Origin of the sequence: Pseudomonas sp. CCNWLW23 (assembly GCF_037095675.1) — a bacterium.
Taxonomy (GTDB): Bacteria; Pseudomonadota; Gammaproteobacteria; order Pseudomonadales; family Pseudomonadaceae; genus Aquipseudomonas; species Aquipseudomonas atacamensis.
Genome location: NZ_JBAWKM010000034.1, coordinates 1 through 13,851 on the forward strand (window position 1 = coordinate 1; position 13,851 = coordinate 13,851).

The following is a 13,851-nucleotide window of genomic DNA, read 5'->3' on the forward strand; positions in this document are numbered from 1 at the left end:
CAGACCATTGATGCGATGGTCAAGGCTGATCCGCAACTGGCGTGGTTGAAGGATGCGGAGGCTCGGGGAGATGTTGATTGGCGGCGCGTGAAGGAGATTCACGAGTCGTTTAAATACAGCAACTCGGGGCTTGGCCCGGCGTCCCAAATGATCATTGCGATCGTGATGGCTGCGGTTGTTGGACCGGCAGCTTTGACGGCGATGAGTGGGATGGGCACGTTCTGGGCGGCATCTTATGCTGCTGTAGCTACCGGAGCAGCGACAAATGCCGCCACCAGTTTTATCAATAACGGTGGCAACCTTGGCGCTGTATTCAAAGATGTAACGTCTTCTGATGCGCTGGCTGGCTATGTTATTTCAGGAGTAACTGCTGGCCTGACGGCGGGCTACTTCGACAGCATTCTCAAGACCACAACAAATCCGATAACCGGCCAAGTCATGACTGACTTGAGCAGTCTGGAAGGCATTGGCCGTTTCGCCGGTAACCAGCTGCTGCAGAACATGACTTCCACTGTTTTGGGCGCGACTTTCGGTCAGCACGCGGATTTCGGTAATGCGTTGACGGGCGCTCTGTTGAGTACTCTGAACGCCGCGGCATTCAATGCTGTAGGCGATTTTGCTGCTAAACAGGGCTGGAAAGACGGCAGTCTCGAAAAAATCGCATTGCACGCGGTTGTTGGAGGGTTGCTGACTGAAGCTGCGGGTGGCGATTTCAAAACGGGTGCATTGGCGGCGGGTGCAAATGAGGCTCTGGTTACACAGTTGGCGACGCTGGTCAAGAACGACAGCAACCTGTTGTCGATGTCCTCCCAACTAGTGGGTATCGCTGCGGCAGCCGTAAGCGACGGTAACCTTCAAGAGGGCGCGACTATTGCGAAGGACGCTACTAACTACAACTACCTTATGCACCACGAAATCGTGGAAATGCTGGATGAGCAGGCAAAATGCGCATCCGAGACGTGCAAAGCAGAAGTGCGAGAGCGTTATGCCAATCTGGATGAGCAGCGAAATGCGGAGTTGGGTAGCCTCTGTCAGAAAAACTTGAGTGCCTGCAAGCAGCTTTCGGATCAGCTCCTAGCCGATCAGCCAAAAATTCGCGAACTGGCAGAGCAGCTGAGGCTCAGTGGGGATATATGTGCAGCTGCAAACGTAGGCTGGATCATTACGGAGAATAACCAAACTGCGCAAAACACGATCATCAGAGAGATTGTAGTTCAGCGTGATGGTGAAAGCGCCGCGTTTTGGGCAGATGCCGCAGGCGTAGCCGCAGATGTCGCGGGCGGTGGTAAACCGGGCGGTAGCAAAGGAACGACCAAAAACAGCGCTTCTCATTCACCAGATGTCGACGGTAATCTTGGTGGGTCTGGAGGCGTAAAGGGCGCGGGTGATATTGTTGTGCGCAGCGATGACGATTTCAGTGCCACCGTGAATGGAAACGGAAAACCGAAAGCGCATCTTAACGAAAATGGCGATTTAGTTCCGCCAAATATAGACGGGACCGGTAGCGTTCAATCACATGTACGCGGTGGTAACGCTGAAAACTCGCCGTATATTTCTGTTACCGACCCGAGCACAACGTCAAACCCAAAAGATTACGGTACGAACAAAATTGAGATTGACGTAAAAAGATTGCAACAGGACATTGATTCCGGTGTATTGCCAAACACTAAATTTTTGACAAATCAGGAAGTGACAACGGAGTTGCAGACGAAAGTCGATGCGGCGCGTGATAAATTTACGAACAATCCCACGCCAAAAAATCAAACCTCATTAGACAGAGCAGAGACAGATTTGGCAAGCGCTGCGAGGGATGGGGAATGTTTGATCAAAGGTTGTGTTCCGGCTGACTACATTAAACCGGTGAAAAAATAGGTGAAGGCGATGGATCCCAAAACATACGAACTGCTCAATGGTATTCCGGAACACGCCGATTACGCTGTGGAGGCGGGTGACCTTGACCGAGAAGACATTTCAGAAGAAAGAATGGCCGCAGTGAGGCAACTGCTCAACAGTGGGAATGAAATGGAGCGTTTTCAGGCTTCTAAACTTCTCACCAGCTGGGGCGTCCATAACGGCTTGATAGTGCTGGAAGAATATATGCGTCGCCCAGAGATTATTGAGGGTATTTATACCCATAGACTCCATGGGTACGATGATACATATCGGCATATATTGATGGCAGTGACGATGTATTTCGCAAATGCCGCTGAGGTCAGTGGAAAGGAATTAGCGAGGCGTCAGGTATATGATGTGCTTTCAAAAATAATCGCTCTGGCCAACGAGAGGCCTTTTGAAATATCGGAAATATATTCTTTCGTGCATCGTGAAAAGTATTCAGAGTACCTACCGCTGCTGAAGCAGCATTTGATCGCAATGGTTGAACATCCGGAACTTCATCGGTGGAAAATCAAGGATGCCATTGGTTTGATAATGGAATTTGACGCTGATTTTGTCAGAGCCTTATTGTCTGAGAAAAATAAAATTCTGGAAAATTTTGTGAAAAAATAAAAAATCAAATTTTCTGTGAAAAAGAATAGGTGGGGGTAGGTCACGTTTAGAAAACACTCTAAAAACTTGGTCTGTCCCCATTTCTCACTATTGAAGGCGGGTCTGACATTTATAATCATTTTTTTGGGGCGGTAGCCCGTCTAATTACAACCCGGTGAAGGACGCATTTTCCTACATTCCCGGAGGGTATGGCCCTGCAGTATATAGTGGCGGGGATCTTGTGTTTTCAGTTGGAGCAGGTTTTGTAAAAGTATCTTTGAAAGTCATCGCTGCGGATGGCCTCAGGTGAACTTCCTTGTTTGGTGTGACTGTGGTGCGAAATAAAAAATATTGTGCTTTAGCTGATTATGTACTTAAGTCTGGCAGGGTTCGTTTGGACTGTATTCATGACGATTACTTTAGTTATGGTTTTCTTGTTGATGGCTGTTATGTATTTGTTTTTTGAACCGGATTTTGAAATGGTGTTTAAATAGTTGTGCCTGCCGTTGTCTATTCTCATGTCTGTATATTGGGCTTCCAGCAAACTTTCAAAAATCAAAGATTATGTTGAAGGGGCGTAAAGGGGCGGAACACGAGGCTGATCGAGCATTGGTTAGCTCGCTCCCTGGTTACTTGTCTCGATGACTTACGTTAGATAAAATGATTGATGATTTTTCATGAGTGTCTTTAAGACTTAGAGTCAGAAGTGGTTGACCAGATTAGTGCCGCGACCAATGGAAGTAATGTTTTTGGCGGCCCAAAGTTTGCTGTTGAAGTCGAGGCAATGATCGGTCGTCGTGTGCAGCGAGGGAGCCCGGGACGGCCGAAAAAATCTACCATTTAGTAAAAGGTGGGCTGTCCCCCTTTTTCCCAAGAAGAATTTTTAGAGTTTAAGAAATGACCATTGATCAAGAAGTTTTTGATGACCTGTGGGACGGCAAAAAAAGTATCGGTTTTTTTGTTCAGTCAGCTCAGTGCTACTGGGTTGTTGATGAAAAACGTAATTTTACGCTTGACGTTGACAAGAGTCTTAGAGCGTCATTGAGTAACGGAACTATGACGTAAGAGCAATACGAACGATCCTGCCTGAAATTCAGGAATGGAATCTTGAAGATGACAGCTTAGAACTTTCCTTCGTATCTTCAAGGGCCGAGTGTGAAGATTTTGTTGTCTTCCGAATTGCAAGGCTTTATTGGGGCTGAGTCGGATGTTTTCGAAAGAATTGAAAACTACTATCTCACAGGCGAAGGTCTGGATTCGGAATTGTTCAAAAATGCAAATGTCATACGCTCGCGGCTTCCTCTGTTTTACGTGAATTTTGATCGAAAGATTTTCATGCATGTGGATGACGGTCGATTTCATGAGGAGTATGTGCATCCGGGTTGGATTGCTGAATCTAGCGATTTCAGCTACTTGATTCCGTCACGAGAAAAGTATTGGGTGGATGCAGGTAAAGATTTTTGGAAAGTCCGTTTTTTATAAACTAAATGCTGATATTTAATATATTGGAGGGTAAATTGGCGCAGGCCACCTTTGAATCACCTTTCAATTCGTGTCGAACGTAAAAAAAGCGAAAAAAAGGGGACCGTCCCCTTTTGTCACCGGCGGCGGTACAAAAGGCGCTAGGAGTAACATTGAAATGATTTACGGCGATCCGTTTATATTCTCAATTCAGTTTGATGTAGTGAGGGATTGGACTGATTCAAGTTGTTTCTGGGTAAACGGCTTGTTTTCGTTGTTTGTTGGTGGGGAAAGGCTCCTTGATGTCGTGGATGTCGTCGAACTTAAAACTGCCGTGAACTTCTACGCAAAAATGGAATTTGAAAATATAGAGGAGGGCGATTCAGCGATTTCTGCAAAAGAATTATTTGCTTCCGCGCATCGTTATTTCTTCAAAGGGGAGTCCGCCATTTTAGAAGGCGTGCAAGATATGACGTGCACCTTCTTGGGGGACGCCGGTCTGTTTATTTATTTTCAAAAAACGGAGCATGCGGACAGGCTGGTCTGGAGTAAAGACTTTGGCAACCTTGTCCATGAGGCGTTGCTGCCTCGGGGGGCAGTGAATGGCGTAATTGAAGGTATTGATGAATTTTAGAGTTCGCAGCGGCATGGATGGGCAGAATGTCCTGATGTTCAAGTCCATTACTGTCTTTTGACTTTATTTAATGGTGGTTGTAGCGGGGCAGGTTTGTTGAGCCCGACAAATCTGGCCGCTACTCTTTGAAAGGGTAATAAAAATTGATTAAACCCGGACTTTTGCTGCCTTTTGTTTTCCTGATTGCAGGCTGCCATTCCAACGTCAGAGACTCTTCCCCCAGTCTTTTAAAGGAGGGTGTCCAACTTCAGCAAAAAACGGTAACACCAGATGCACAACACGCCAAAATCATCATGAAAGCGACAGGTTACACATACCCTGTCGAGTTCTCGGTTCGCCAGGCTTCAGATCCCGATCGGCGAATGGAAGTGCTGGGTACTGTGGTGGATTCCGGGCGGGGCAAGGTATTCGGCTGGATCGCCAAAGTCAGCGAAGCGGCCAATAGCGCCACGTTCAAGCACTTCCCTCAGTTGGAAACGCAAGCCAATGCCGACGAACCTTTCGAGGTGTCGGGGCGTTCCAACGGCATGGGCACTGGCAATACTTATAGCTGCGGGCCGCTGAACAGTACTTTTACCCCGGAGCGAAGCAAGGTCTACCTGGTGGAGTTTCAGTTTGTTGGGCAGGCTTGCGAGCAGCATGTTTACGATGTCACCCGGCCGGGTCAGCGTAGCCTCATCGGAACCTGAGCCATTTGAAATTAAATATTCATTTCCCTGACAACCTGATCTCCGATGACTTGCTCAGACAGCAACGGATTCCGTGTATTTGCAAGGTTTCAACGCAATTCGAAATTTCCTTCTCGGATACAGTCCCTGAATCATCCGGGATCGTATCGGGCTGGAGTCGTGAGGAACTGGAACGACGTGCGGTCGCCGGGGCGGGTGGTCAATACACCCACTATGCCAATGGTCTGATTACCTTGGGTAAAATTAGCGAAGGCTTGTACCAGATCATTGATCTTGAAATGTTCTACCGAAGTTTTGGTTGGTGCGCCGTTTTCCGAGATGGCCAATACGCACCCGCTGGCAATTTTTGGGACGACGAGCCGGCGTAAAACTAAAACGCCCCGAACTCTGCCGGGGCGTTTTCATTTACCGGGCCGAGCCAGTAGGGGGTTACCGAAACGCCGGCACCACATCCCTGATAAACAACTCCAGCGATTTCTTCTTCTCTTCATGCGGCAAGCTGTTGTCACACCAGAAACTGAACTCATCCACGCCCAGTTCCTGGTAGTACTTGATCCGCGGAATGATCTCTTCCGGCGTGCCGATCATCGCGGTCTTGTGCAGGCTCTCCAGCTCAAACTCCGGACGTCCGGCAAACTTCTCTTCCGGGCTCGGCGCGAGGAAGCCATTGACTGGTGTTTGCTTGTTGCCAAACCACGCATCGAACGTGCGATAGAAACGTGAGATGGCTTTCGCGCCGACCTTCCAGCCGTCCGGGTTATCAGCGGTGTGCACGTGGGTGTGGCGCAGCACCATCAATTGTGGGCGCGGTACGTCTGGGTTGTTGTCCAGTGCGGTCTGGAATTTGTTCTTCAGGTCAAGGACTTCTTCGTCGCCTTTCATCAATGGCGTGACCATGACGTTGCAGCCGTTGGCCACGGCGAAGTTGTGCGAGTCGGGGTCGCGGGCGGCGATCCACATGGGTGGGTTGGGCTTCTGGATCGGCTTCGGCACGCTGGTGGAGGTGGGGAATTTCCAGATGTCACCGTCGTGGGCGTAGTCGCCTTGCCACAGGGCGCGGACCACCGGGACCATTTCGCGCAGGGCCTGGCCACCGCTCGAGGCGGGCATGCCGCCGGCCATGCGGTCGAATTCAACTTGATAGGCGCCGCGCGCCAGACCGACTTCCATGCGGCCGTTGCTGATCACGTCGAGCAGGGCGCATTCGCCGGCGACGCGTAGCGGGTGCCAGAACGGCGCGATGATGGTGCCGGCGCCGAGGTGGATGGTCGTGGTTTTTGCTGCGAGGTAGGCCAGCAGCGGCATCGGGCTTGGGGAGATGGTGTATTCCATGGCGTGGTGTTCGCCGATCCACACAGTGCTGAAACCGCCGGCCTCGGCCATCAGGGTCAGTTCGGTCAGGTCTTCGAACAGTTGGCGGTGGCTGACGCTTTCGTCCCAGCGTTCCATGTGTACGAACAGGGAAAATTTCATGACGCTACCTCGAGTCTTTTGTAATTGGCCGGTCGTGTGCGGGCCTGTCGAACTGGCGTGAACGCTGCGCGCTCGCGAGTCTTCTCACCATTCAAGCACGCCTTCGAGGACGGCTGTTCGGTTGATTGAATATTGGTATACCATAATACGGAATATCCGCAAAATATTTCTGACCGACACTTCGAACAAGGAAGGCGCAAGCAATGAACATAAAACAAAAACTGACCCTGGCGTTTGCGGTAATCGCCAGCCTGCCGGTGTTGCTGGTGGCAGCGCTGATCATCCTCAATGTCCGCGAGGGCGCGCGCGACACCTTTACCGACAGCACCGGGCGCGAAGTGCGTCAGGTGGAAAACGCAATGCAGCTGTTTTTCGAGGGCATCAGCCAGAACGTTGCTTACCTGGCCGAGCATCCGCAACTGCAGAGCATCGACACCAGCCTCAAACGCTACCTGAGCAGCGACGCCGCGCAAGTGCCGCTGGGGCCGCAGGATCAACAGCTGTTCAAGCTGTTCGACGGTCTGGCCAAGGCGCACCCGGCTTACACCTATCTATCTGTTGGCACCGAGCAGGGCGGTTACCTGTTCTGGCCGGGCGATGCGCAACTGGCCAACTACGATCCGCGTACCCGGCCCTGGTACAAAACCGCGATGGCCAATCCCGGCAAAACCCTGCGCACCGAGGCCTATTACTGGGCGGCGGATGACGTGGTGCTGGTGAGCACCGTGCGCAGCTTCAACAACCAGTTGGGCAGCAATGCCGGCGTGGTCAACATCGATGTGTCGCTCAAGCAATTGACCGACCTGGTCAAGCAGATCCGCCTCGGCGATAGCGGTTATCTGATGCTGATGGAAGCCAACAACACCGTGCTGGTGGACCCGAGCGATCCGGCGCACAACTTCAAGAAACTCAGCGATCTCGGCGACGGTTATCAGCAACTGGCCGAGGCGGGCAAAGGCCTGGTCGAGGTGCAATTGGCTGGCGAGGATTACATGGCGCTGGTCTGGCCTTCGCAGGCGTTGGGCTGGCGGTTTGTCGGCTTGGTCAAGGCGAGCGAAGTGATGGCCGGGGCGACTCGTTTGACCTGGCTGATCGGCGCTATCGCTGTGGTTTGCGCATTGTTGTTTGCAATGGCCGGCGCGTGGTTCGCCGGGTTGATGGTCAAGCCGATTCGTGGTGTCGCCAGCGGACTCGAAGGCATTGCACAAGGCGAGGGCGATCTGACTGCGCGACTGGAAGTCCGTGGGCAGGATGAAACCGCGCAACTGGCGGGCTGGTTCAACCAGTTTCTTGAAGCGATTCGTACGTTGATTCAGCGCATCGGCCAAGCAGCGGGGCAGATTCACAGCAGCTCCGGCAGCGCCACCGAGGTCTCGGCGGAAATGGCCGACGTGGCTTCGCGTCAGCGTGAGGCGGTGGACATGGTTTCTACGGCGTTTCACGAAATGGTCGCCACTTCCAACGAGGTTGCGCGCTCGTGCAGTCAGGCGGCCGACTCGGCAGACAACGGTCAGCGTCAGGCACACACCGGGCAGCAGCAGATCGATGCGGCGGTGAGCAACGTCGGGCGCTTGAGCCAGGAGATCGGCCACAGTGCCGAGTCGATGCAGCAACTGGAGCAGGACAGCAACGACATCCAGTCCATCCTCGGCACCATTCGTTCGATTGCCGAGCAGACCAATCTGCTCGCGCTCAACGCCGCCATTGAGGCCGCGCGCGCCGGTGAACAGGGCAGGGGCTTTGCCGTGGTCGCCGATGAAGTTCGCGCGCTGGCCAAACGCACTTCCGACTCCACCGGTGAGATTGACGCACTGCTTGGCAATCTGGCGCGGCGCACCCACCAGATGGGCAAGCAGATGCACGCCAGCCTCGAGGTCTCGCAGGAAACCGTGGTGTCGATCAACGAGGCGCGGGCGAGTTTTGAATTGATCCGTGAATCGGTTGACGTGATCCGCGACATGAACACGCAGATCGCCACGGCGGCGGAGGAACAGCATCAAGTGGCGGAAGACATCAATCGGCACATCAGCCAGATTCATGGTGATGCGCAGTTGGTGGCGAGCCTGGCGGATTCAACTCGGCAGGATGCGCAGAACCTGACGGCGTTGTCGCAGACATTGAATCAGTTGGTGAGCCGGTTTAGGACCTGAGACGGTCGCCCAGGCAACACCAAAACCTGTGGGAGCGCGCTTGCTCGCGAAGGCGTCGGGTCAGTCAAAAATGTAGCAACTGACCCATCGCATTCGCGAGCAGGCTCGCTCCCACATGGGATATCCGAGATCTGGTGAAATCACGCCACAACCGGTAACGCACCCATCTTGCCGTGGCAATACACCAGCGGTCCGGCGACCTGCTCGGGGACGATCAGGTTCTTCACCGCGCCGACCATGATCGCGTGGTCGCCACCTTCGTATTCACGCCACAACTCGCACTCGATCACCGCCGTCGCATTGGCGAGGATCGGGTTGCCCAGTTCGCTCAACGTCCACTCGATGCCCTGCGCCTTGTCCTTGCCTTTGCGCGCGAAGGCATAGGCCTCGCTTTGCTGCACGCTGGACAACAGGTGAATCGCAAAGCGTTTGTTCTTGATCAGCACGGGATAGGAGTCGGAGCTGTAGTTGGGGCAGAACAGCACCAGCGCCGGGTCCATCGACAGCGAGCTGAACGCGCTGGCGGTCAGGCCGACGATCTGACCGTCGTCGTCCAGCGTGGTGATGACGGTGACGCCGGACGGGAACGAGCCCATGACTTGTTTGTAAATGGCAGCATCGATCATTGGGTGGTCCTCGGGTGGTGTGACGCGGTTTTTATGGTTTGTAGGTCTGATGGTATACCGTAATACATATCTTGCAAGAGCTTTTCTGGTGAACCGATAAACGTGCCACTTTCGTCGGAAACTCAGTGTTTATGGGGCTTTCAGCTAGCCGGTCAGGGGTGGGATCAGCGAGGATAGCGGATCAGACAGCGACAGAATCAGCGGATCAGGCTTGTGCAAAGTTTGGAATACCATAATATGGTCTGCATCTGAGGGGCGACCCAAGAGTCCTCCCGGTTTGGCTTCATACAAAGATAAAAACAGACAAACTCGAGTTCATGCATATGTCCCAGATGTCCCGGCAAGATCCGTTGATCGAGAATCATACGGTCGATTACGTCCCACTCGCGGAACGCCACGGGAAGGCCCGCGATCTGTTCACTCTTTGGTTCAGCACCAACATCGCGCCACTGCCCATCGTTACCGGCGCCATGGTTGTTCAGGTGTTCCACCTCAATCTGTTCTGGGGGCTGCTGGCGATTGCGCTGGGGCACATGATCGGCGGCGTGGTGATTGCGCTGGCCTCGGCCCAAGGCCCGCGCATGGGCATTCCGCAAATGGTCCAGAGTCGCGGTCAGTTCGGCCGCTACGGCGCGCTGCTGATCGTGTTTTTCGCGGCGCTCATCTACATCGGTTTCTTCATTTCCAACATCGTGCTGGCCGGCAAATCCATCGTCGGCATTGCGCCGTCTGTGCCAGCGCCGCTGAGCATTCTGATCGGCGCGCTGGCCGCCACCGCGATCGGTGTGATCGGCTACAACTTCATCCATACGCTCAACCGCATCGGCACTTGGGTGATGGGCGGCGCATTGCTCGCAGGCTTCATCTACATCTTCGCCCATGACTTGCCGGCGGACTTCCTGACGCGCGGCAGTTTCAACCTGTCCGGCTGGCTGGCGACGGTGTCGCTGGGGATCATCTGGCAGATCAGCTTCTCGCCATACGTCTCCGACTATTCGCGTTATCTGCCAGCAGACATCGGTATCGCCAAACCCTTCTGGGCGACGTATCTGGGCGCGACGCTGGGCACGATTCTGTCGTTCAGTTTTGGCGCGGTGGCGGTACTGGCGACGCCGGAAGGCACTGAAGCAATGGCAGCGGTCAAGCAGTCCACCGGCTGGCTGGGGCCGATTCTGATGGTGCTGTTTCTGCTCAACATCATCAGCCACAACGCGCTCAACTTGTATGGCGCGGTGTTGTCGATCATCACCTCGATTCAGACCTTTGCCAGCCAGTGGACGCCGAGTATCAAGGTGCGCGTGGTGCTGTCGAGCGTGATCCTGGCCGGGTGCTGCGTGGTCGCCCTCGGCGCTTCGGCGGATTTCATTTCCGAGTTCATTGGACTGATTCTCGCGCTGTTGCTGGTGCTGGTGCCATGGGCGTCGATCAACCTGATCGACTTCTACCTGATCAAGCGCGGCAACTACGACATCGCCTCGATCTTCCGCGCCGACGGCGGGATCTACGGGCGCTTCAACCTGCATGCGATCATTGCCTACTTCATCGGCATCATCGTGCAGTTGCCGTTTGCCAACACCTCGCTGTACGTGGGGCCGTACGCCAATCTCGTCGAAGGTGCCGACCTGTCGTGGCTGGTTGGCCTGGTGGTCACCGTGCCGTTGTATTACTGCCTGGCAACTCGCGGTCAGGCGCAGCAGAGCAGGGCGGCCAGACTCGGCTATACCGACTGATCCCAACGGCAACACAGCAATGCCCGGCCCAGCGCCGGGCATTTTTGTTTGCGTATTTCAGCGGTCACGGAAAATGGCCATATCGATCCCCTTTTGGCCTGCCGCCTACTGTCATCGCGCTACGCTGTCAGCAAGAATCGAAACCATAACAACAGGCTCGACCTTTTTTGCCCTTGGCTATCGTTACAGCCACTGCCGTGTACAGAACATAAAAACCATCGATCTCACGTCGCATTCGGGGAAACAACCATGGTCACGATCAAACGCATTCTGGGCGCCACCGTGTGTGGCCTGACGCTGCTGGCCAGCGCCGTCCAGGCCGAGCAGCGCGAACTGCGGGTGTACAACTGGGCGGATTACATTCTGCCGTCAGTGCCCAAGGACTTCGCCGAGCAAAGCAAGATCAAAGTGACGTGGGACACCTTTGACACCAACGAATCCCTGGAAGCCAAACTGCTCACCGGCAACTCCGGTTACGACCTGGTGGTGCCGTCCAACCAGTTCATCGAAACCCAGATCAAGGCCGGCGTGTTCCAGAAACTCGACAAGTCGAAATTGCCGAACTGGCAGCACCAGGATCCGGCGTTGCTCAAGTTGCTCGACGCCAACGACCCCGGCAACCAGTACGGCGTGCCGTACATGTACGGCACCGTGCTGATCGGCTTCAACCCGGCCAAGGTCAAGGCTGCCCTGGGCGACAACGCGCCGGTGGACAGTTGGGATCTGGTGTTCAAGCCCGAGAACATGGAAAAGCTCAAGGCCTGCGGCGTGGCGATGCTCGATTCGCCGTCGGAAATTCTGCCGCTGGCCCTGCATTATCTCGGACTCGATCCGAACAGCCAGAATCCGGCGGATTATGAAAAGGCCAAGGCCTTGATGATGAAGATTCGGCCGTACGTGACGTACTTCAACTCGGCCAAGTACATGACCGACATCGCCAACGGCGACATCTGTGTGGCGATCGGTTATTCCGGCAGCTTCTACCAGTTCGGCAATCGCGCCAAAGAGGCGGGCAACGGCGTGGTGGTCGACTGGCGTCTGCCGAAGGAGGGCGCGCCGATCTGGTTCGACACCTTCGCTATTCCTAAGAGCGCTAAGAACGTCGCCGAGGCCCACGAATTCCTCAACCACTTGCTCGACCCGAAAGTGATCGCCCCGATCAGCGATTTCCTCGGTTACCCGAATGCCAACAAGGACTCGATGCCGCTGGTCAACAAGGACATCACCGACAACCCCAACCTGACCCCGACCAGCGAAGCGCTGAAAACCCTGTATGTGGTGCAGCCGTTGCCGCAGAAAATGGAGCGGGTGCGCACGCGGGTGTGGACCAGTATCAAGTCCGATAAATAAGAGCACCGCACTTCAAATGTGGGAGCGAGCCTGCTCGCGAAAGCGGTGTGTCAGTCGATGTAAATGTGACTGATCCGGCGCCTTCGCGAGCAAGCTCGCTCCCATAGGGTTATGAGTAGGGTCATTCAGGGCTGCGTTCAGCCTCGCGGGTCGTCACCAGGCTCAACAGCACCGACCCCAGAATCACCGTCCCGACGATCGCCAGCGACCATTCCACCGGCATGTGGAACCACGGCATCAGCACCATCTTGCCGCCGATGAACACCAGCACGATCGCCAGCCCGTATTTGAGCAGGTGAAAGCGATCAGCCATGTCCGCCAGCAGGAAGTACAGCGCGCGCAGACCCATGATCGCGAAGATGTTCGAAGTGAAAACAATGAACGGGTCGGTGGTCACGGCGAAGATCGCCGGAATGCTGTCGACGGCGAACATCAAGTCGCTGGCCTCGATCAGCACCAGCACCAGGAACATCGGCGTTGCCCAGCGCACGCCGTTCTGCAGGATGAAAAACTTCTCGCCGTGAAAGCCACTGGTGATGCGCATATGCCCGCGCACCCAACGCAGTAACGGATTCTTTTCCAGATCCGGTTGATGATCAGCGAACACCAGCATCTTGATCCCGGTGATGATTAGGAATACACCGAAGGCATACAGCAGCCATTCGAACTGCGACACCAGCCACACCCCGGCAAAAATCATGATCGCGCGCATGACGATCGCGCCGAGCACGCCGTACAGCAGCACTCGTCGCTGCAATTCCGGTGGCACGGCGAAGTAGCTGAAGATCATCACGAAGACGAACATGTTGTCGATCGACAGCGACTGCTCGATCAGATAGCCGGTGAGAAATTCCAGGGTTTTCTGTCGGGCGATTTCACCGCCGAATTCACCGTGCAGATACCACCAGAGCAATCCGGCGAAGCTCAGCGCCAACAGGCACCAGGCAATCACCCAGGCCGACGCTTCCCGCACCGACACCCGGTGCGCCTTGCGCCCGCCGAAGACAAACAAGTCCAGGGCCAGCATGGCCAGAACGAAGACGATGAAGGCGCCCCACATCCAGGGTTCGCCGATGTTGATGTTCGTGGCAGGCATGGCACGCTCCCCTGTCTTGTTACTTGCAGTGTTATCGCTGATTCAACGGCACGCGCATCCCCTGTGGGAGCGAGCCTGCTCGCGAATGCGATGGAACAGTGAAGTTGAGGTTGCTGACCCACCGCGTTCGCGAGCAGGCTCGCTCCCACAGGGAT

12 protein-coding genes and 2 pseudogenes are annotated in these 13,851 nt (G+C 54.6%); 11 read left to right on the plus strand and 3 right to left on the minus strand.

Annotation, left to right across the window (positions count from 1 at the left end):
• The 7 genes from V8J63_RS26585 to V8J63_RS26615 form a co-directional block, all read left to right on the plus strand.
• On the plus strand, positions 1 to 1,872 hold a 1,872-nt coding region (locus tag V8J63_RS26585), incomplete at its 5' end, for a DUF637 domain-containing protein (RefSeq protein ID WP_185776702.1).
• 9 nt (positions 1,873 to 1,881) lie between these two features.
• Positions 1,882 to 2,508, plus strand: a complete 627-nt coding sequence (locus V8J63_RS26590; RefSeq protein ID WP_016775043.1) for a hypothetical protein — start codon at positions 1,882 to 1,884, stop codon at positions 2,506 to 2,508.
• Between the two features lie 876 nt (positions 2,509 to 3,384).
• A complete protein-coding gene (locus V8J63_RS26595; protein ID WP_336464895.1) occupies positions 3,385 to 3,552 on the plus strand; it encodes a hypothetical protein in 168 nt (55 codons plus the stop codon).
• Between the two features lie 90 nt (positions 3,553 to 3,642).
• Positions 3,643 to 3,969: a hypothetical protein gene (locus V8J63_RS26600; RefSeq protein WP_241664248.1), complete on the plus strand. Its 327-nt coding sequence runs from the start codon at positions 3,643 to 3,645 to the stop codon at positions 3,967 to 3,969.
• Positions 3,970 to 4,126: 157 nt separating this feature from the next.
• Positions 4,127 to 4,582 (plus strand): Imm42 family immunity protein, encoded by a 456-nt coding sequence (locus tag V8J63_RS26605; RefSeq protein WP_125918453.1) that lies wholly within the window; start codon positions 4,127 to 4,129, stop codon positions 4,580 to 4,582.
• A gap of 146 nt (positions 4,583 to 4,728) precedes the next feature.
• Complete coding sequence (locus V8J63_RS26610; protein WP_125918489.1) at positions 4,729 to 5,271, plus strand: hypothetical protein; 543 nt, start codon at positions 4,729 to 4,731, stop codon at positions 5,269 to 5,271.
• Between the two features lie 5 nt (positions 5,272 to 5,276).
• On the plus strand, positions 5,277 to 5,639 hold the full coding sequence (locus tag V8J63_RS26615; RefSeq protein WP_336464896.1) for a hypothetical protein: 363 nt from the start codon (positions 5,277 to 5,279) through the stop codon (positions 5,637 to 5,639).
• Between the two features lie 61 nt (positions 5,640 to 5,700).
• Here the strand turns inward: V8J63_RS26615 and V8J63_RS26620 are convergent, their stop codons facing one another.
• Positions 5,701 to 6,744, minus strand: a complete 1,044-nt coding sequence (locus V8J63_RS26620) for an LLM class flavin-dependent oxidoreductase (protein WP_110603706.1) — start codon at positions 6,742 to 6,744, stop codon at positions 5,701 to 5,703.
• A gap of 359 nt (positions 6,745 to 7,103) precedes the next feature.
• Between V8J63_RS26620 and V8J63_RS27915 the strand changes: the two are divergent.
• Together V8J63_RS27915 and V8J63_RS27920 are read left to right on the plus strand one after the other, a co-directional pair.
• Positions 7,104 to 7,988 (plus strand): annotated as a pseudogene (locus tag V8J63_RS27915) (cache domain-containing protein); the annotation flags it as partial.
• A gap of 306 nt (positions 7,989 to 8,294) precedes the next feature.
• A pseudogene (locus tag V8J63_RS27920) lies at positions 8,295 to 8,894 on the plus strand (methyl-accepting chemotaxis protein); the annotation flags it as partial.
• A gap of 140 nt (positions 8,895 to 9,034) precedes the next feature.
• Here the strand turns inward: V8J63_RS27920 and V8J63_RS26630 are convergent.
• A complete protein-coding gene (locus tag V8J63_RS26630) occupies positions 9,035 to 9,520 on the minus strand; it encodes a flavin reductase family protein (RefSeq protein WP_016775037.1) in 486 nt (161 codons plus the stop codon).
• Positions 9,521 to 9,843: 323 nt separating this feature from the next.
• On the opposite strand from V8J63_RS26630, the gene V8J63_RS26635 reads away from it, so the two are divergent.
• A complete protein-coding gene (locus V8J63_RS26635; protein ID WP_016775036.1) occupies positions 9,844 to 11,250 on the plus strand; it encodes a purine-cytosine permease family protein in 1,407 nt (468 codons plus the stop codon).
• Positions 11,251 to 11,499: 249 nt separating this feature from the next.
• A complete protein-coding gene (locus tag V8J63_RS26640) occupies positions 11,500 to 12,600 on the plus strand; it encodes a polyamine ABC transporter substrate-binding protein (protein WP_016775035.1) in 1,101 nt (366 codons plus the stop codon).
• A gap of 121 nt (positions 12,601 to 12,721) precedes the next feature.
• Here V8J63_RS26640 and V8J63_RS26645 read toward each other — a convergent pair whose 3' ends face one another.
• Positions 12,722 to 13,696, minus strand: a complete 975-nt coding sequence (locus tag V8J63_RS26645; RefSeq protein WP_071172721.1) for a TerC family protein — start codon at positions 13,694 to 13,696, stop codon at positions 12,722 to 12,724.
• Positions 13,697 to 13,851 lie beyond the last annotated feature (155 nt).

Bases quoted from the DNA above. Each gene is read 5' to 3' on its own strand.
- V8J63_RS26595 (WP_336464895.1), top strand. From the start codon at position 3,385: ATGACCATTGATCAAGAAGTTTTTGATGACCTGTGGGACGGCAAAAAA.
- V8J63_RS26605 (WP_125918453.1), top strand. From the start codon at position 4,127: ATGATTTACGGCGATCCGTTTATATTCTCAATTCAGTTTGATGTAGTG.
- V8J63_RS26640 (WP_016775035.1), top strand. From the start codon at position 11,500: ATGGTCACGATCAAACGCATTCTGGGCGCCACCGTGTGTGGCCTGACG.
- V8J63_RS26620 (WP_110603706.1), bottom strand. From the start codon at position 6,744: ATGAAATTTTCCCTGTTCGTACACATGGAACGCTGGGACGAAAGCGTC.
- V8J63_RS26590 (WP_016775043.1), top strand. From the start codon at position 1,882: ATGGATCCCAAAACATACGAACTGCTCAATGGTATTCCGGAACACGCC.
- V8J63_RS26645 (WP_071172721.1), bottom strand. From the start codon at position 13,696: ATGCCTGCCACGAACATCAACATCGGCGAACCCTGGATGTGGGGCGCC.
- V8J63_RS26630 (WP_016775037.1), bottom strand. From the start codon at position 9,520: ATGATCGATGCTGCCATTTACAAACAAGTCATGGGCTCGTTCCCGTCC.
- V8J63_RS26635 (WP_016775036.1), top strand. From the start codon at position 9,844: ATGTCCCAGATGTCCCGGCAAGATCCGTTGATCGAGAATCATACGGTC.